Here is an 18,888-nt window from a genome sequence, read left to right on the forward strand (position 1 = left end):
GCAGAAATTGCCAAAGCTATTGAAGTCGTTTTTTGGTCATCCGGACCTGGCTTATATCTCCGGATGATGTTCGCTTACTTTATTTCGGATTAGTATTTCACCTACATGGACTCCCCCTGCGGTCAAGCAACGCCATTTGAATCCGAAGCGGTTTGAGACTGCGGCTCTACATTCGGCCTCTTTGTGGGCATTTTTGCCCGGGCCAGGATGATGATGCGTGTGAGCGGGGACCTTATTCGTTAGTCGGCTTCGCTGAGCCGCAGAAATAAACAGGTTCTCCCACTCTCGGTCTGACCGTTCCGTCATCGCTTGCCGTTGCAAGACTCTTCTGGCAGGCTTGTTCTGCCTGTCGTTGGTGCTCGGTTTTAGCCCTCCACAGGCTGTGTCTTAAACTCGGTTTGATTCATGAGTAGTGCCCATATAATCCGGGCGTTCTTGGCCGCCATCGCAACGGCGGCCCGCTTGTATCCACGTCGTTCCACCAGGTCTTTGGCCCAGTCACTGAGTCGATCATTCTTATCCGGTAATTTTGCAATCACTGCCCGGGTGCCATGGATCAGCAGCGTTCGCAGGTATTTGTCCCCGCGCTTGGTGATTCGGCCAAGTCGCACCTTGCCACCGGTCGAGTATTGTCGGGGCACCAGACCCAACCATGCGGCAAAGTGTCGCCCACTTTTGAACTGTCTGGGGTCAGGCGCACTGGCCAGCAGGGCTGTTGCGGTCTGTGGTCCGATACCCGGTATGGCCATAAGGCGCTTGGCCTGCTCATCGCTCCGGGCCATCGCTTCGACCTCCCGATCGTAAGCCAGGATTTCTTCATCGAGCTGTCGAATGCGTTGGTTGATGTTGTTGATTAAGCGGCGAGCGAGCATGGGTAAGTCGTTTTCGGCATCCTCCAGGATTTCGGGAACCCGGCGCCGTGCGGCGTAACGGCCCTGGGGAATGATCAGTCCGAACTCGGCCAGCAGCCCACGAATCTGATTGATCTGCGCGGTGCGTTCTTTGGTCAGTCCACGGCGAATACGATGCAGGCACAGTACGGCTTGCTGGTCTTCGGTCTTGATTGGAACAAACCGCATATTCGGCCGACCTACTGCCTCACAGATGGCCTCGGCATCGTTGTCGTCGTTCTTGCTGCTCTTGCGATAGGGCGCGACAAACCGGGGTGCAATGATTCGGACATCGTGGCCGAGTTTGGTCATTTCCCGAGCCCAATGGTGGGCACCCGAGCAGGCTTCCATGCCAATCAGGCAGGGTGGGAGCTGAGCGATATAAGGCAACAGCTTGGGCCGGTTCAGTCGTTTGCGAACCACGACCTTGCCGTGTTGATCGGTGCCATGAATACTGAACACAGTTTTCGCCAGATCGATGCCAATGGTTGTAACATTCATGATGACTCCTCCTGCTTTTGATTGAAGATGTCAGACACCTTCAATGTGGCACATCGATGCCGTGGGAGCAGGGGGAGTCCATATCATTCGCTATGGTGCTCTCGGTTTACCAGAGCAACAGTAATGTGTCTGGCTACGGGAAATTCCGCCGGTTGTGGCTCACGCATCCTTTGCGCTCACTGAAAGCTGTCGGTCGTAGGATATGATATCCATAGGCCGTATGAGTTGTGCATTGCTTTCGCAATTTTGGGCAAACTAAGGGCACAGCTCTACTCGGTCGTCAATTTCAATTTATGGACTGACCGCTCACCAAGGACTTCAGTTCAATATCCGGATCCTTCAACATTTCAGGATTGACCTGCCTGCGTTGTTGAACGAGGGTCTTGCCGACCATAAAAGCGATGGGCAGGTTGACCGCATCAACAGCAATGACACAGCCATCGCGGAGATAGAACACCGCAAATCCCTTGTCTTCCGGGCTTCCGCGCAGCACACGCTGATCATGATGTTGCGACAACCCCACCATCTGCAGACGCACGTCATATTGGTTCGACCAGAACCATGGAGCGCTGTTATAGGGTTTCTCCTCGCCCATCAGGGTTGCCGCCGCTGTCCGGGCCTGATCAACCGCGTTGGCGACAGATTCAAGGCGCTGCATCTTCTCGAAGAAAAGATTCCGGTGGCGGGTACAGTCGCCGATCGCCAGGATGGCGGGATCTTCTGTGCGGGTAAACTCGTCAACAATAATGCCGTCATCACAGGGCAGGCCGGCGGCCTCAGCCAGGGCGGTTTCCGGCACAACACCCACTGAAACGAGCACGATGTCGGCCGGTACAGTGCCGCCGCTCGCCAAGGTCACGCCAGCCACATGCCCCTGATCGCCCGCTTCGAAACCGGTTACCGCCGTGTTCAGCCGCAGATCCACGCCGGCGCTGCTGTGTTTGGTGTAAAAAAACTCTGAGATTTCCGGGCCTGTTACACGCTGCATAAGACGCTCGGCCGCTTCCAGTACTGTGACATTAACGCCTTTTTTGGTGGCACTGGCTGCCACCTCAAGTCCAATGTAACCACCACCCACGATGACCAGGCGCTTCCCCGGGAGCAATTCTTCACGCAGGGCATCCGAGTCAGCTATGTCGTGCAGATAATAAATGCCCTCCAGGTCAGCCCCGGGTGCGTTCAGGCTTCGGACGTGGGACCCCGTGGCCAGAACCAGTCGATCGTATTTCAATGTGCTCTGGTCCGACAGGCTGATGGTCCTGTTGTCCCGATCAATCTGTTCGGCACGCACACCAAGCCGCAACTGATGGCCGGCGTTCTCGTACACCGAGCGCGGCTTCAGGTACAGCGACGCCTGATCAACCTCTCCTGCCAGATAGTTCTTGGACAGGGGCGGCCGCTGATAGGGTGGATGTGGTTCTTCGCCCACCAGAATCACTTCCTGTTGATATTTTTTTTGCAGCAGGGTTGTCAGGAGCGCACCCGCTGCGTGCCCGCCGCCAACGATGACTGTCGTCTCTTTCTGTTGGTTTGCCATAGTCTGTCTCTGCCTGTTGTTCTCTGGGATCAGATTGATCAGAAGTCCGGATGCCAGCTGTGCGCCGGGATGCCCCCCGCAGCGCTAGCCGACCGTCTCCCCGGCATCCTCAAGTATCATCGCGGCGCCTTTCTCGCCGATCATGGTTGCCGGCTGATTGGTGTTTCCGCCGACCAGCGTCGGCATGATGGAGGCATCGACCACCCGCAGGCATTGCAGGCCATGCACGCGCAGGCGCGGATCGACCACCGCCATCGGATCAACACCCATCTTGCAGGTGCCAACCGGGTGGTACGCTGATTCACCGCTGCGCCGTACCCATGCGGCGAGATCGTCGTCATTCTGGAGCGCCGGCCCGGGCGAGACCTCAACCTCGTGGTGCGGGGCAAAGGCCGCCTGCGCCAGGATTCTGCGCACCAGATGTACCCCGCGTACCAGTCGCTCGACATCGGCGGACTCGGCCATGTAGTTGGGGTCGATCAGCGGCGCCGCAAACGGGTCGGCACTGTGCAGACCGACGCGCCCGCGCGACGATGGCCTGAGCCCGTAGATCATCACCGCGTAGCCATAACCGCTCATCGCGGTCTTCAGGTCTCGCCCGTGATCGTCGTACAGCATTGGCGCGAAGTGCAGCTGCAGGTCGGGTATCGGCTCCTCGGGCCGGGAGCGGATGAACCCGCCGGCCTCGGCGCCGTTGCTCGACAGCACGCCCCGCCGGCCGCTCAGATACGTCAGAGCGCCCCACAGCCCCTTGAGCCAGTAGCTCGGATGCATCGAGATGCTTTGGCGGCTGCGGGCGCTGACGCGCACGAACACGTCGATATGATCCTGGAGATTCTGCCCGACGCCCTCCAACGCATGGCGCAGTTCTATGCCATGCCGGGACAGTTCCTCCCGCGGACCGACCCCGGACAGCATCAGCAGTTGCGGCGAGTTGAACGCGCCGCCGCAGAGCACAACTTCGCGCCTGGCACGAACCTGCGTCTGCCCCGTTGTATCGCGGTATTCGACACCGGTGGCGCGGGTGCCTTCGAGTAGCACCCGGGTGACATGCGCGCCGCTGCAAACCGTCAGGTTGGAGCGCCCCGCAGCGGGTTCCAGATACGCCCGCGCATTGCTACAGCGTGTGCCGTCTTTCTGGTAGGCGTAGTAGAAGCCCACGCCCTCCTGCTCACTGCCGTTGAAATCTGTATTGAGCCGGTACTTCGCCTGGGTTGCCGCCTCGACAAACGCAATGCTCAGCGGATTGGTATAGCGCCGCTCGGCAACGTTCAGCGGACCACCCTGACCATGAAATTCTGCCTCATTCAGCGTAAGTTTGGGCTCGAAATGTTCCGATCGGCGGAAGTAGGGCAACACCTCGGCGTATGACCACCCGTTGCACCCCAGCCGTGCCCACTCGTCGTAGTCCCGGGCATGCCCGCGAATATAGACCTGCGCGTTCATGGCGCTGGAACCGCCAAGCATCTTGCCCCGCGGCTGAAAAAGCGCCCGGTCGTGCATGTGACGCTGCGGTTCGGTATTGAACTGCCAGTTGTAGCGGCGGCTGAACATCAGCTGCAGGAAACCCAGCGGCATGTTCACGAAAGGGTTGCGCCGGCTCTCCGGGCCGGCTTCGAGCAGCAGCACTGAATAGCGACCGCTCTGCGACAGGCGGTTGGCGACGGCACATCCGGCCGAGCCCGCGCCAACCACCACATAATCAAATTGCTCGGTCGTCATCCTGATCAGCCGGCTTTTTTGCCTTTCGGCGTCAGTTTGACCATCACCTCCGAATAGCCCCGCACGAAGTTGGACTGCACCCGCTTGGGCTCTTCGACGACTTCGATGTTGTCGAAGCGTTTGAGAATTTCTTCCCAGAGGATGCGCAGTTGCAGTTCCGCCAGACGGTTGCCCATGCAACGGTGCACACCGTAGCCAAACGACATATGGTTTCGCGCGTCCTTGCGATCGATAATGAACTGATCGGGGTTCTCGAACTTGCGCTCGTCCCGGTTACCCGACGCGTACCACATGACAACTCGATCACCCTTTTTGATGGTCTGGCCACCCAGCTCAACATCCTGCTTGGCGATTCGGCGCATATAGGCCAGCGGCGTTTGCCAGCGGATGATTTCCGAGACCATGTTCGGAATCAATTCCGGCTTTGCCTTCAGTTTTTTGAATTCTTTCGGGAACTCATTCATGGCCACCAGGCCACCACTCATCGAGTTGCGAGTGGTGTCATTGCCGCCAACGATGAGCAGCGTCAAATTACCGATAAACTCCATCGGGCGATTGATAAGGTCTTTCGTTTCATCGTTGCTCTGCAAAAGGCTGATCAAATCGAAACCGGGCTCCTCGCCTGCCGCGCGGCGCGCCTCCTTGTCCCGCCAAAGCCTGGAGAAGGACCAGGCCATGTCTGCCGCATCGTCAAACATGATCTCTTCATCAGCGTACTCGCCGCCGGTGGCCGATGCTGCACCGGCCATTCGATCCGACCACTCAACCAGCTTGTGACGTTCCTCGTAAGGAAAATCCAGAAGGGTCGCCAGCATGCGGCCGGTGAGTTCCTTGGATACAACAGGCACCCAGTTAAAGGGCTTGTCCAGAGGCAGGCTGTCAAGCACATCGCCGGTGCGTGATCGGATCAGCCCCTCCATCTCCTTCAGGTTCTTCGGCGCCACCACGCCCTGCACCGAGCTGCGCTGCACATCGTGTTTTGGCGGATCCATTGCAATGAACATTTCTACCGACAGCCCCTCGGGAGGGTCACCCAGAATGATTTGCGGCTCGGCGGAAAACAGGTCGTGACTCTTATCCACGAACAGGATGTCTTCAAAGCGAGTTACCGACCAGAAGGGGCCGAAGGGACTATTCTTCTGGTAATGGACCGGCGCCTCATCACGTAACCGTTTGAAATAGGCACGCCATTGACCCTGTCGGTATAAAAACGGATTGCTGACATCGATGTCCTCAAGGGCCAGCGTGTTAACGTCCGGGATGGGTGTTTCAACGAAGTCGGGCACCGGTCGACGCGGGCCAATGGTCTTCTTCTTGGCGCTCATTAACAGTTTCAGCCCCTGGATTTGCCTGTGCATTGGCACCACCCTGGAGGTGGCATTAATCAGTCGGGACTGAATGTCGTCAAATGTTCTGGATAGTGTTGGCATGCGTCCTCCTGTGTTCACATCTGGAACTCGGGCAAATGCACGGTCATGCCGTCCATTTCATCAGTCAGTACCACCTGACAGCCCAGGCGCGAAGTGCTCGCCCGCTCCGGTGTCATTGACAGCATTTGTTCTTCCTCATTGCCAGGCGTGCCTGTCTTGCTGAACCATTCGTTCGTGACGATAACGTGGCAGGTACCGCAGGCGCACTCCCCCCCACAATCCCCGTCGATACCGGGAATGGCGCTATCAACAGCGATTTGCATTACCGAGGAACCAGCTTTGAATTCTGCGACATGTTCAGTTTGATCATGTTCGATAAACGTAACTTTGCCCAATGTTGTTCTCCTACCAGCATTGATGATTGACAGATATTGCCTGTCTGCCAGCATATTTTTCAGGTCATTTCTTGACAAGCAGGGGTCATTTGAAGACAAAATGGCGAAACTTTAGGAAGGGGGGTATCAATGATGGCGGCGCGGAAGAAAATGGAGGAGTTGCAAAGTCCCGGTCCGGATATTCCATCGAATTACTCACGGCTAGTTGCACGTGAGCTGAATCTGACAGCCAGACAACTTCCGCGTCTGCTGCGGGGCACTGGACTTGGGGTGACGCAATTTTTGAGCGAGGACGGACTGCTTACTGTGGCTCAGCAGATACAGATCCTGCGTAATGCAATGGATCTGTCCGGCCAGCCAGAATTTGGGTTAAGGCTGGGTAAACGAATGACTCCGGCAACCCACGGAGCAATGGGGTTCGTGGCTTACAGCAGCCCCGACCTCCTCACTGCTCTACACGCGATTCGGACATTCCTGCCCACGCGCGCGAGCTTCATCCAGTTGCACTTGCAGCAAGTCGGTGAGCGTTTGGAATGTATTCTGCAGTACCTGGGGCCATTAGACGATGACATACAGCGTTGCCTGTCGGATGCGATGGTCAAGGCACTTTTCGAATTCGGCGAGTTCATGGTTGGCCGCCCTTTGCGCGAGGCTGAAGTATGCTTTGCCCATCCGAAACCCGAGTATCACGCAACGTATTCGGACTTTTTGTCCGGGCAGATTCACTTTGATTGCAGCCAATTAAAACTCAGCTTGCCGATGGCCTTGTGTCGGGAACCAAACGCCTCTGCCAATCATGAAAACTATCATCTGGCCATGCGACAGTGTGAAGCCATGCTTGCGCAACTTCAGTCCGATAAGCCAAGCTACCAGACCCGGCTGAAGAAGATGATGTTGTCCCGGCCGCCGGGAACGCTCAGTGAAGAGGAAGCGGCTGCTTCTCTGTTCATCAGCAAACGCACCCTGGCGCGTAAACTCAACCATGAAGGCAGCAGTTTTCGAAAAATCCGTGACGAGATTCTGTCTCAGCAGGCAGCGCTATACCTGCGTGACAGCGAACTGTCAATCGAGGCCATTGCCGCGTTGATGAATTATCACGACAGTGCCAATTTCAGACGCGCCTTCAAACGCTGGTTTGGCCAGCCACCTGAGCAATTCAGGCTAAACGTCAGATCACACACCATCTATACACGTGATTAACAAACATAAACCGGCGCTAATTACGCTTGGGGAGCCAGTGCCTATGTTCGTACACTTTTCCTGATTACACCATCCATGATGACGTTCCAGACAAAATCACCAATGCCGTCGAGTGTATAGACACCTTTCGGATCAAACCAGGTTGCGACCCAGTTGAGCGCCCCGAGGCCGATTAGGCGAAGCAGGCGAGCATTGACATCCTTCCGAATCACGCCTTGCTCAATCATCGTTTCGATGATCTCGGCCCAAAGGGATTCATACTGGTCACGCAAAGCGATGATGTCCCCGCGGGCCTCCGCGCTCAGTGAACGCCACTCAAACAAAAGTACGTAAACCGTATCCGAATCAACCAGCAGGGCGTGCAAATGTGCGTTGATACAAAGACGCAATCGTTCCACGGGATCGTCCGAGCTGGCGTACGCGGTTTCAACCTCTGTTGTAACCAGGTCTACTCCCCGACGCATCAGCTCAACGAGCAGCGCTTCCTTGCTGCTGTAACGATAATACAGACTTCCGGGCAGCATATTGCAGGCTTCGGCAATCTCCTTTAGAGACGTCCTTTCAAAACCTTTCTCTCGAAAGAGCCGGGCGGCGTTAGACAAAACGTTACCCTGATCGCCTAATTTGCTTGCAGGGGTAATCTGTCTGTCAACCATGGCTTAACCATCTCCTGAGCAATCCCGTTTATTAATCATCAGAGCAGCCATCATTCGATTCGTTTCACTGATCGCACGCCATTACACCGGTGCCGTGCCATTTGGATTAACAAAGTGTTGACTTTTGGTTGGTTGACCAACCAAACTTTGGAAACAATGCTACTCACAAGAGAACGCCATGGCAATGACCTATGACAATCCACTGGTCCTCTACACTTCCGCCCCTGCGCGAAATGCATGTCAGACTGGGCGGATCTGATGAACGATCTGAACAAACTTCAGCACAGTGACGCTGTGACGACGGCGTGGCAGTTCACCGAACAGGTTCCTCACGGCAGGGATCTGGGCATGCAAGTTGTCTCGGTAGACCAGGGCCAGGTCTGTATGCGGCTAACCCCGCAGTCATGGATGTTCGCCCATAAGGATACAAAAGAAATCTGCACCAGCGTACTTTACTCGCTGGCAGACTCCGCCGGAGGCTTGGCGGTATTCGCGGGTGCCCTGGAGTTGATGCCCATTGCCACTCTGGATCTGCGCATGGATTATTTGCGGCCTGCCATCGGCGACCGGGCCCTGTCAGCGGTGGCCACCTGTCGTCATTTATCGGACGATGTCGCGTTTATTCATTGTGACATCCTTAGCGAGGGAAATCGCGAGTTACTAGCGACGGCAAACGCCACCTTCATGCGTAACACCCAGGGACAGCAATTGCATGCAGGTGGACCAGGAAAGGAGAGCGCATGAGCACGACTGGCGATTCGGCCCCACAAATCTCAGGCACTGCGGAAAGTGCGAAAGAATGTGCTGACTGGCAGGCTCTTCTGGAGCGCATTCCCTATGCACAGCACCTCGGGCTTGAGGTTCAGCGCGGTGATGTAGGCGTATTGGTTCATTTGCCGTGTCGTGAAGCGCTGATTGGCAACTTCATGCTACCAGCCCTCCATGGCGGCGTGCTTGGAGCCCTGATCGAACTCACCGCGCGGGTGGCTGCGCAAAGCCAGGATGCAGAGACACGTTGCCCGCGCATTCTCGACAGCCACATCAATTACCTCCGCTCCGCGAAGGCCCGATCGACGTTCGCCAGGGCCGACATTATTCGGCAAGGCAGGCGCACCAGCCTGGTCCAGGTGACCTGCTGGCAAGGCGATGATAAAAAACCGATCGCCACTGGTCAGGTTCAGTTATTGCTCCCGACAATGGCCGCCCAACAAGAAGACCGTCATGGACATTAAGCACAACACACCTGAACGCGACGAATTCCGGGCGACGGATGGCGCCGATATCGCACTGTGGCGCTGGCCGCAATCCAAAGCGCGACCCACACTGCACTGGGCCCATGCCACGGGTTTCCATGGCCGCCTGTACCATCCACTGCTTGACGAGCTCGCCACGGACGTCAATGTCCTGGCCTGGGACATGCGAGGACACGGGGCCAGCGTTGGTGCAGCCAACCTGTCGACATTCCGGGGCTGGGAAACCTATTATCGCGACCTGATCGCTCTGCTGGAATGCCTGGACGAACCGGTCTGGCTTGCCGGCCATTCCATCGGTGCCACCACCAGCATCATGGCCGCTGCCCGGCGGCCTGACAAAGTGCTGGGTCTGATTCTGGCGGAACCGGTGATCATGGATCCGGTGCAGGGCCTGAAGTTGGGGCTGGCCAAGCTGCTGCGTCAGTCACATCGGTTGTCGCTGGCCGCCGGAGCGGCACGTCGGCGCAGGGTATTTGATTCGCACGCTGCTGCGCTGGACAACTATCGTGGCCGCGGTGGCTTCAAGACCTGGCCCGAAGCATGGCTGAACGCCTACGTCCAACACGCCTTCGTGCCGCAGGGTGACCAAGTTCAATTGGCGTGTGCGCCCGAATGGGAGAGCACCACCTTTGCCCATACCGAACACAACCCCTGGCCCGGTATTCGTCAGTTGCGGTGCCCGGTTATAGCACTGGCCGCGGAACGCGGGTCAACCTTCTCACCAAAGGCACAAAAACGCCTGAAGGCCCTGCTGCCTTCGGCTGACGTCAGGGTTCTTGAGGGCACGACCCATTTTCTGCCTATGGAGCAGAAGGACATCGTTCGCGATGCTATCCTGCAACTAGCTTTATCTGGATGCCGCGAGAACTGATATCCACACCTTAATCTTGCCGATCGAGACATCTGCCATGCGCTTTCTGCTGACCCTGTTTATCTCGCTGCTCATTCTGTCAGGTTGTCAGCAGTCCGCGGAAACGCCTCCAGAGGCCCGCCCCCCTGTTCCCTGGGTAAAAACAGTGGAATTGAAGGAGGCAGGTCCAACATCTCAGAGGTTTTCAGGAACCCTGCGAGGCCGCCACGAAGTTCCCCAGGCCTTTCAGATCGCCGGCCGGATTCAACAACGTTTCATCGATCCCGGTCAGCGCGTGGAAAAAGGCGACTTACTGTTCAAACTCGATTCACGAGACCTTATCGCAACCGCGGAGGGGGCCGCCGCAGATCTGAGGCGTGCAGAAGCGGCCCTGGCCATTGCCACTAATGAGCTCCAGCGACAGCAGGAACTGGTAGGACGTCAGTTTGTCAGCGAACAAACCCTGCAACGCCTTGAACTGGCGGAGCGTGAAGCACGCAGCCAGGTGGAAACGGCTTCTGCACGAAATCAGCAGGCTCAGAATGCTCTGGGATATGCGGAACTAAAAGCCGCCAATGCAGGCGTGATCACCGAGGTCATCGTTGAGCCCGGCCAGGTTGTGGGTGTCGGTCAAACCCTTGCCGTTCTGGCTGAAGATCAATCCCTGGAAGTCGAGGTCTTTTTACCTCAGGGCAGCAACCCGCCCCGGCAAGGTTATGTTCCTTTACCCAATGGCGAACAGCTTGCGGTGAATCTGAGAGAGATTGCCGGGGCTGCCGACGCCAGAAGCCGGAGCTGGCGTGCCCGATACAGCCTGGAGGGGCCCTACCCTTCGTCTTTAACGCTTGGTTCAGTGGTGAGTGTCCGGCTGATGCAGAAACAAACCACGGCCAGCCATCGTGTACCGCTGGGTGCCCTTGATGAGAGAGGAGAAACGCCGCAGGTCTGGTTGGTCTCCGACGGCATGGTGACCCCCCTTGCGGTCGAGGTTATCGATTTGGGTGAGGAGTATGCGCAGATCCGGGCCAACATCAACGCGACTACGCCGATCGTCGCATTAGGGACACACCTGCTCACGCCTGGCATGGCGGTGCGGGAGCTGGCTCAATGAGCCTGCCTAATCTTTCCGCACTGGCAGTGCGCGAGCGTTCGGTCACCCTCTTTTTTCTTTTGATGTCCGTTGTTGCGGGCTTCTACGCGTTCTCATCCCTTGGTCGGGCGGAAGACCCTGCGTTCACTGTCCGGGCCATGGTGGTTTCTGTGGTTTGGCCAGGAGCAACCCCTGAGGTGCTACGGAATCAGGTGGTGGACCGCCTGGAAAAACGAATACAGGAAGTGGCGTATTTCGACACTGTTGAAACCACCATTCGGCCCGGACAGGCCACCATGCTTATCCGGTTCCAGGATTATACGCCTAGTGAAAAAATGCCCGATCTCTTCTATCAAGTTCGCAAGCGCATGTCCGATGAAAGCCCCAATCTCCCCCGTGGTGTCATCGGCCCCATCGTTAACGATGATTTCTCAGACGTGTATTTCTCCCTGATGGCCCTCACAGCACCGGGAATGCCAATGCGTGAACTGACCCGCGAGGCAGAAGCGATACGAGATCGCCTGCAACGGCTACCCGGCTTGCAAAAGGCACAGATCCTGGCCGAGCGTCCTGAGCGGGTGTATCTCGAGTTTGATCAGGACCGGCTCAACAATCTCGGCTTGTCGGCAGAAGAAGTGTTGCAGGCGATAGAGGCCAACAATCGCCTTGAGCCTCTGGGCTTTGTTGATCTTGCCGGCCCGCGGGTTTATGTCCGCAGCAACATTGACCTGTCTGACCTTGAGCGCCTCGCCTCAGTACCTCTGCGTATCGGAGACCAAGTTATCACCGTGTCTGATCTGGCCGAGGTGCGTTTGGGCTATGAAGATCCGTTGAACTACATCGTCCGTTCCAGCGGTGAGGATGCGATCCTCCTGGGCGTCGTCATGGAGGCGGGCGAAAATGGCCTGGAGTTTGGTGAACGGCTCAGTAAGTTTGTCAGCACTGAACAGGCCAGGCTGCCCCTGGGGATGTCAATACAGACCCTGACCAACCAGGCTGAGGCCATCACTCAGGCCGTTGATCTTTTTCAGGTCAAGTTTCTGGTGGCATTGGTCGTCGTAATGGGCGTCAGTATTCTGGCGATCGGCCTGCGTGCGGGTTTAGTGGTGGGCATTGCGATTCCCGTTACTCTCGGGCTGACCTTTTTATTGATGAAAATAGCGGGCATTAACCTGGACCGCATCACCCTGGGCGCGTTGATTATCGCACTGGGCCTGTTAGTGGACGATGCGATCATCGCCATTGAAATGATGATTGTGAAGATGGAGAGTGGCTGGGACCGGGTACGGGCAGCCAGTCATGCCTGGAGCGTCACAGCCGCGCCCATGCTGTCTGGAACGCTAGTAACAGTGGCCGGTTTTGTCCCCATCGGCTTTGCTCAGTCGGGTGTCGGGGAATACACCGGTAACATCTTCTGGGTGCTGGCTTTTGCGTTGCTGATTTCCTGGGGGGTGGCGGTCACCTTTACGCCTTATCTGGGCGTCAAGCTATTGCCCGATTACATCGGGCATACTGGCCAGGACCTTTATCAAAGCGCTTTTTATCAGCGGTTGCGTGGGGTGATTGCAGCGTGTGTAAGGTACCGGAAAACCGTCGTTTTTCTCACAGTGGGTTTACTGGCTCTCAGTGCTTTCGGTATGGCAGCCCAGGTACAGAAGCAGTTTTTTCCCAGTTCTGATCGCCCCGAGGTTCTGATCAGTGTCTATGCCCCGCAGGGGAGCGCTATTGCCACCACGGATCAAAGCGTCAGACGCCTCGAAGCGATATTGATGGACATGCCGGAGGTTAAAAGCCTGTCCGCTTACATCGGTGCCGGTGCACCCAGATTCTTCGTATCGGCAAACCCCGAGCAGCCGGACCCGGCGTTTGCCAAGTTGATTGCCATCGGGCAGGACGTTGAAGGGCGCGATCACATCATCTCGACGCTGGAGGCCAAAATCGCGGCGGGTGAGTTTCCTGAGGCGAGAGTGCGTGTAACGCGTTTGCTGTACGGCCCGCCGGTGGCCTGGCCGGTCAGTTTTCGAGTGTTGGGTCCGGAACCCGATCAACTCAGAGAGATCGCGCACCAGATTCGGACTCTCATGACCGGGCATCCGAACATCGTCATGCCGCACCTCGAATGGGATGAGCGTGTGCCCACGCTCTATCTTGAGTTGGACCCGGAAAACCTGGGCTGGATGGGCCTGACCCCGGCAGAGGTTGCACGGCAACTCCAGTTCCAGCTTCGCGGCGTGGCCGTTACCGAGTTACGCCAGGGCATAAGGAGCGTTCAACTGGTGGCGCGTAATGCCCGCGGTGAAATCATGATGCCCGAAGATCTTGAAATCAAAACCCGCGACGGCCGCAAACTCTCCGTAAAACAACTGGGGCAGTGGCAGGTTCGTTATGAGGAACCGGTTATAAAGCGTTACAACCGCGCCCCCTTCCTGGCCGTTCAGGCGGATGTGGAAGGCGCCCAGCCACCGGATGTCACCAAAGAGATCTGGAGTACGATGGCAGGCCTGCGTGAACGGTTACCGGACGGTTATCGTATTGAAATTGGCGGTACGGTGGAGCAATCCGCCAAAGCCAACGCCTCCATTCAGACTTTACAACCGGTGATGTTGGCGTTGATGCTGATTTTCATCATGCTTCAGATGCGTTCATTTATCGGCACCTTGACCGTTCTGGCCACCGCGCCATTGGGACTCATTGGCGCTGTGCTGGCTTTGCTGTTGTTTAATCAACCTTTTGGCTTTACCGCGTTGTTGGGGCTCATTGGCCTGGGCGGTATCCTGATGCGAAACACCATGATTCTGACGCAGCAGGTGCAGGACAACTTCACAACTGGGATGGCTGCTCGGGAAGCCGTGGTCGAGGCAGCCGTCCAACGCGCTCGCCCCGTGGTACTCACTGCCCTGGCGGCCGTTCTGGCGTTTGTACCTCTGACCTTTGACCTGTTCTGGGGGCCGCTCGCTTATGTACTTATAGGGGGCGTAGCAGTCGGCACTCTGATCACCCTACTGTTTGTTCCGGCGCTTTACGCACTCTGGTTTCGGTTAAAGGAAAAGTGAGCCAGGTGTTTGAGCTCCGAAGTAATCCTTACATAGCCGACGAAGCCAGAACCGGGAGATTCAGGGGTTACTTGCCCATTCCCGTGACAAGAATTGCCCCGGTCCCCGAAGACATTCAGAATCGGTAACTCATAAAAACACCGGTGTAGGCTTGGGTAGCCTCCCCGATATCACTGACAATCGGGCTATCCTCGGCATCGCCGGTTAATTGTGACACCCCAGCGGTCGCGGTGACCGACCATTGCGCAGACAACGAGTAGGTTAAACTGCCTGTCAGGCCATACCGGGCATAGCCATCAGGGCTATAAGAGGCCAAGCCGGAGCGGGCACTTTCCGTATCGGAAATACCAAACCTATCGTCTGTCCAGTCATCACTGCTGTAGGTCAGGTTCGGCCCCAGGGAGGCAAACCATTGATCGCTGAACTGGTTCCGCCATCGTGCCTTAAGCACCACCTGATAGCCATCGACATCGCCGGTGAAGGGAGATTGGACGGCTGCGCTGTACGACCATGCGTCGTGGTTGTAAGCAACGCGCAAGCCGGCGATCGCGCCGCCATCAATCTTGTCCAGGCGTTCAAGATCCTCGTCATTGTCGCGCCCCGGAATGTAACCAATAAAGGGCGACAGCTTCCAGTTGCCGTGGCGAATCAGGTTCCAGCCAAGACCATCGCGAATGTTAAAGTAGAAACGGTCACCATAGCTCACATTGATCGTCGGCCAGACCCTGGTTTCATAATCGTCGCTGCCAAGGTAGTCCGGAGTATAGAGTACACCCGCACCCAGGCTGGCGTCCCACGCCGAGTTTGCCAGGCCCGGGGTTGAAACAACCAACAGCGTCGTCGATGTGGCCAGTAGCCACGGACGTTTAACTTTTGACAGCATAGACGAGTTTTCCCGTTGTTTGGCTGCGCAGCCAAGGCGCAGCGAAATGTGTGCAGTGGGTCGCTATCGGATTAAGGCTCGGAAGGATTTCGGTACCCGGCCATCATTGCCATCATCCAGCCCGGGTACTCCTCCGGGATACGACTCACCTCGTCCAGAGCTTTACGCTCGTCATCAGACAATCGGATCTGTGCGGCCCGGATATTGGCTTTCAACTGATCTGGTCGCTTGGCACCAACAATAACACTGGATACAGGTTCCTGGTGCAGTAGCCACGCAAGAGCGATCTGGGCCACGGTGACGGGTTCGCCGTCAATCTGCTTTCCGTCAGCCACCTCACGCATGACCTTGATAACCTCTTTGCCCCGCTCGCGGTTAACCGGAGGGAAGTCGAACTTAGTGCGCCGGTTCTCCTCGGATACGTCCGGATCCTCGTATTTGCCGGAAAGGTAACCGCCGGCCAGCGGGCTCCACACCATCAACCCGACCTTTTCCGACGCCAGCATGGGGATCACCTCCCGTTCCAGGTCGCGCCCCACCAGGGTGTAGTACGCCTGCAGAGACGTTACCGGGCACAGGTTGCGGGCCCGGGTGATACCGATGGCCTTCATGACCTGCCAGGCGGCCCAGTTAGACAAGCCCACATAACGCACATGGCCCTGTTGCACCAGGGTGTTCAGTGCCTCCAGGGTTTCTTCGATCGGGGTGGCCGGATCAAAGCCATGGATCTGGTACAGATCAATGTAATCGGTCTGCAATCGCGCCAGGCTCGCCTTGCATTCGCTCATGATGTGGCCACGGGAAGCACCACGGGCATTGGGGCCCTCGCCCATGGGGCCGAGCACCTTGGTGGCCAGCACGACATCTTCCCGGCGAACGCCGAGGTTCTTCAGGGACTGGCCGACGATGCGCTCGCTGGCCCCGAAGCCATAGATGTTGGCGGTATCGATAAAGTTGATTCCCGCCTCCAGAGCGATCTTCACCAGTTCGTCGGCCTGTTCCTGCTGCAACTGGCCGATCAGGCCCCAGATGTCTTCATCACCGCCGAAGGTCATGGTTCCCAGGCAGAGTTCGGAGACGAACAAGCCCGAGTTTCCGAGTGCTGTGTAGCGTAACGGATTGTGATCAAATCTTGGCAGGTTGTGAGGGGTCATGTTGCACCTCCTGATAACAGGTTAATGTCACGACTTTCTGTCGCGTCTCATTCACTGCCATTCAAGCGCCAGTGTTGTTCCCTTCCGAAGCACTTTGGCAGCGAGCCCTTAAAAGTTGTGTAGCCGCATCAAATGGAGCTGGGTCTTGTGCTGTGCGTGCCGCCAGGTGGGCGCCTTCCAGCGTGGCCAGGGTTGCGCAGGCTTCTTGTGAGGGATCAGAAATGGACGAAATTGACCCATCCCTCAGGCCCAGTTCAAAGGTTGCCCTGGTCCAGTCCAGCACCATTGCCCGAACGCTACCCACCCGGTTGACAACCGCCTCGGGCAGGCTTTCGCGACAGATTGAAAAGGCAACGCACAGGCAGACGGTCTGGCCGTCATGCAGGGCACTTCGGTACACAGCGATGAGAGCACTCAGGCGTTCGCCGGCGCTGGAACAGGCCGCCTCTATTTCAACCAGCCGCTCTTTCAGGCTGGTGTGATACCGCTCGATCAAACGCTCCGACAAGTCCGCCTTGGTCGGAAAATGATAATGAATGGAAGCCTTTCTGATGCCAATGGCCTTCGCGAGATCCGCATAGCTGAATCCGTCAAACCCTCTTGATCGGGCGGTGCGCTCTGCGAAGTCTAACAGGGCGGTTCTTGTGTCACGGTTCATAATTAGTCAATGGTTAACGTCGTTCACTCAGGCAGTTGCCGTGTATGGCACCTTGATCAGGGGAAGGTTACGATTCCTTCCCCTGATCAAGCCCTTTTTGGCTCTTTGGCAGCCCAGAAATGTTCAGGCTCCTGCTGGTTACACTTCAGGGGTCCTGACAAACCGAAGGTGCCCTGTCTTCATCCAGATTTTCGCCCCACGGGCTCCGGCCGTTGCGGACAATGCTTCTCCTTCGGGCAGACGCAGCCAAGCATTCCTGCCCAGCACTTCATCGTTTACCGTGACATCGCCGTCCAGGACCAACACCTCGATCCCGCCGGCCGCCTCTGATGTCAAGTTAGCACCGGGCTCAAGCTTGCGGTGAGTGACCGTTTCACGCTCGTCCTCATGCAGGAGCGAGGTGGAAATGCCCTCCACCGGAGCACCCAGTTCCGCTTCCATGTTTTTGCTGAACTGGGTGCGGTCCGCCGGGTCGAACTGCCAGAGCTTGACAAAAATCGTACAGCCCTCGGCAGAGCCTGGTACATGAGAGGTGGTTGGCGGATTCCGCACATAGGTTCCCGCAGGATAATCCCCATGTTCGTCCTGAAACACACCGTCAAGTACGATGAATTCCTCACCACCGTCATGAGTGTGCGCCGAGAACCGGCTGCCTGGCGCATACCGCACAATACTGGTGGCACGGGCCACTTCGCCACCGATACGATCCAGCATTCGCCGCTCCACCCCTTTCATGGGTGAAGGGCGCCACTCAAGCTGGTCAGTATCAATGACCACGGGCTTTGTGAAATCTGCATTGATTTCCATGCTCTGTCCTCCGGTTAATCAGTCCGCCAAGCCAAAAGGCCCGGGCATCAGCCGGTAATCGACGGACGGGCCGCGACCCGGGCACGCCAGGCCAGGAGATGATCCAGGTGACCGGGAATGTCAACCTTGGCGAACTCTGCAAACACCAGTCCGGCATAAGCCGTGATATCCGCAACAGTGAAACGGTCACCAGCAAGAAACTCGTTTTCCGCAAGCACCTCGTTGAGATAGGCCATCGTGGACTGAGCGACCTCTTTCTGCTTATTACCCCAGTCAGGACATTGCCATGTCTCAAGGTCGGGCCCCAGTCCCCGGGTTGCGTGGTGGAAATACGCGCCCACCGCATTCATCAAACCGGATTCGGCACGAATATTCATCATCGCGATAACCGCACGCTCTTTAGGCGAGGCGCCCGTCAGGGAGGGCCCGTCAAACACACCGTCAAGGTACTCAGTGATGGCGTTGCACTGTGCAATGCAGGTGCCGTCATCAAGCTCCAGTACCGGCACGGTGGCATCGGGGTTCTTTGCCCTGAAATCAGTGGTACGGTGTTCACCACCCATGACATCCACCGGGACAAACACCACTTTATCGGTGGCACCTTTCTCGGCAAGGGCAATGCGAACGCGCAGCGGGTTGGGAAAGCCTTCAGTGTCGTAAATTTTCATTGGTTACCTCTGTTGGTCATTAAGCATACGACGTTTAATTTACCTATCAGTAGATAGGTGCGCAAGAGGCAATTTAATTAGTCTGCTTTGCTTTGAGCCGCTGACCAGACATTCCAGATGGCAAAAACCATTCAGGCCTCCTCGCAGTAACACCAGCCAGGGTTGCTCTGACATAGCCCGCGTTTCCTTCAGGCCCGGATT

General features: G+C 57.0%; 17 protein-coding genes. 6 read left to right on the forward strand and 11 right to left on the reverse strand.

Annotated elements, in window-relative coordinates; all coding sequences use genetic code 11:
- Positions 1 to 365 precede the first annotated feature (365 nt).
- From ACSSVV_RS11580 to ACSSVV_RS11600, 5 genes are all read right to left on the reverse strand, one after another.
- A complete protein-coding gene (locus tag ACSSVV_RS11580) occupies positions 366 to 1,391 on the reverse strand; it encodes an IS110 family RNA-guided transposase (protein ID WP_008170306.1) in 1,026 nt (341 codons plus the stop codon).
- Positions 1,392 to 1,677: 286 nt separating this feature from the next.
- The gene (locus ACSSVV_RS11585; RefSeq protein WP_008170308.1) at positions 1,678 to 2,928 is read right to left on the reverse strand and encodes an NAD(P)/FAD-dependent oxidoreductase; all 1,251 of its coding nucleotides are present in this window, start codon (positions 2,926 to 2,928) and stop codon (positions 1,678 to 1,680) included.
- A gap of 84 nt (positions 2,929 to 3,012) precedes the next feature.
- Positions 3,013 to 4,650 carry a GMC family oxidoreductase gene (locus ACSSVV_RS11590; protein WP_454106297.1) on the reverse strand — a complete coding sequence of 546 codons (1,638 nt, stop codon included), beginning with the start codon at positions 4,648 to 4,650 and terminating at the stop codon, positions 3,013 to 3,015.
- 5 nt (positions 4,651 to 4,655) lie between these two features.
- On the reverse strand, positions 4,656 to 6,080 hold the full coding sequence (locus ACSSVV_RS11595) for a cytochrome P450 (protein ID WP_022992187.1): 1,425 nt from the start codon (positions 6,078 to 6,080) through the stop codon (positions 4,656 to 4,658).
- A gap of 14 nt (positions 6,081 to 6,094) precedes the next feature.
- The gene (locus ACSSVV_RS11600; RefSeq protein WP_319802629.1) at positions 6,095 to 6,493 is read right to left on the reverse strand and encodes a 2Fe-2S iron-sulfur cluster-binding protein; all 399 of its coding nucleotides are present in this window, start codon (positions 6,491 to 6,493) and stop codon (positions 6,095 to 6,097) included.
- A 51-nt stretch (positions 6,494 to 6,544) separates the two neighbouring features.
- On the opposite strand from ACSSVV_RS11600, the gene ACSSVV_RS11605 reads away from it, so the two are divergent.
- On the forward strand, positions 6,545 to 7,615 hold the full coding sequence (locus ACSSVV_RS11605; RefSeq protein ID WP_011784140.1) for an AraC family transcriptional regulator: 1,071 nt from the start codon (positions 6,545 to 6,547) through the stop codon (positions 7,613 to 7,615).
- 41 nt (positions 7,616 to 7,656) lie between these two features.
- On the opposite strand, the gene ACSSVV_RS11610 is transcribed toward ACSSVV_RS11605, so the two are convergent.
- Positions 7,657 to 8,271 (reverse strand): TetR/AcrR family transcriptional regulator, encoded by a 615-nt coding sequence (locus ACSSVV_RS11610; RefSeq protein ID WP_011784139.1) that lies wholly within the window; start codon positions 8,269 to 8,271, stop codon positions 7,657 to 7,659.
- A gap of 258 nt (positions 8,272 to 8,529) precedes the next feature.
- Here ACSSVV_RS11610 and ACSSVV_RS11615 point away from each other — a divergent pair, with 258 nt between their 5' ends.
- Genes ACSSVV_RS11615 through ACSSVV_RS11635 form a run of 5 tightly spaced genes read left to right on the forward strand, consistent with a single transcriptional unit; the run spans position 8,530 to position 14,517 of the window.
- Positions 8,530 to 9,015: a PaaI family thioesterase gene (locus tag ACSSVV_RS11615; RefSeq protein WP_031209883.1), complete on the forward strand. Its 486-nt coding sequence runs from the start codon at positions 8,530 to 8,532 to the stop codon at positions 9,013 to 9,015.
- Entirely contained in the window at positions 9,012 to 9,503 is a 492-nt protein-coding gene (locus ACSSVV_RS11620) for a PaaI family thioesterase (RefSeq protein WP_011784137.1), read from the forward strand. The genes ACSSVV_RS11615 and ACSSVV_RS11620 overlap by 4 nt, the downstream gene beginning before the upstream one ends.
- Complete coding sequence (locus tag ACSSVV_RS11625; protein ID WP_011784136.1) at positions 9,493 to 10,395, forward strand: alpha/beta fold hydrolase; 903 nt, start codon at positions 9,493 to 9,495, stop codon at positions 10,393 to 10,395. The genes ACSSVV_RS11620 and ACSSVV_RS11625 overlap by 11 nt, the downstream gene beginning before the upstream one ends.
- Before the next feature lie 37 nt (positions 10,396 to 10,432).
- On the forward strand, positions 10,433 to 11,485 hold the full coding sequence (locus ACSSVV_RS11630) for an efflux RND transporter periplasmic adaptor subunit (protein WP_011784135.1): 1,053 nt from the start codon (positions 10,433 to 10,435) through the stop codon (positions 11,483 to 11,485).
- A complete protein-coding gene (locus ACSSVV_RS11635) occupies positions 11,482 to 14,517 on the forward strand; it encodes an efflux RND transporter permease subunit (protein ID WP_011784134.1) in 3,036 nt (1,011 codons plus the stop codon). The genes ACSSVV_RS11630 and ACSSVV_RS11635 overlap by 4 nt, the downstream gene beginning before the upstream one ends.
- Before the next feature lie 115 nt (positions 14,518 to 14,632).
- On the opposite strand, the gene ACSSVV_RS11640 is transcribed toward ACSSVV_RS11635, so the two are convergent.
- The 5 genes from ACSSVV_RS11640 to ACSSVV_RS11660 all read right to left on the reverse strand — a co-directional run bounded on the left by ACSSVV_RS11640 (position 14,633) and on the right by ACSSVV_RS11660 (position 18,687).
- Positions 14,633 to 15,400 carry a MipA/OmpV family protein gene (locus ACSSVV_RS11640; protein WP_011784133.1) on the reverse strand — a complete coding sequence of 256 codons (768 nt, stop codon included), beginning with the start codon at positions 15,398 to 15,400 and terminating at the stop codon, positions 14,633 to 14,635.
- Between the two features lie 71 nt (positions 15,401 to 15,471).
- A complete protein-coding gene (locus ACSSVV_RS11645) occupies positions 15,472 to 16,554 on the reverse strand; it encodes an aldo/keto reductase (RefSeq protein WP_011784132.1) in 1,083 nt (360 codons plus the stop codon).
- A 61-nt stretch (positions 16,555 to 16,615) separates the two neighbouring features.
- Positions 16,616 to 17,212: a TetR/AcrR family transcriptional regulator gene (locus ACSSVV_RS11650; RefSeq protein ID WP_011784131.1), complete on the reverse strand. Its 597-nt coding sequence runs from the start codon at positions 17,210 to 17,212 to the stop codon at positions 16,616 to 16,618.
- 138 nt (positions 17,213 to 17,350) lie between these two features.
- A complete protein-coding gene (locus ACSSVV_RS11655; RefSeq protein ID WP_011784130.1) occupies positions 17,351 to 18,019 on the reverse strand; it encodes a cupin domain-containing protein in 669 nt (222 codons plus the stop codon).
- Between the two features lie 47 nt (positions 18,020 to 18,066).
- A complete protein-coding gene (locus ACSSVV_RS11660; protein ID WP_011784129.1) occupies positions 18,067 to 18,687 on the reverse strand; it encodes a glutathione S-transferase family protein in 621 nt (206 codons plus the stop codon).
- Positions 18,688 to 18,888 lie beyond the last annotated feature (201 nt).

The organism is Marinobacter sp. MBR-105, assembly GCF_053628895.1.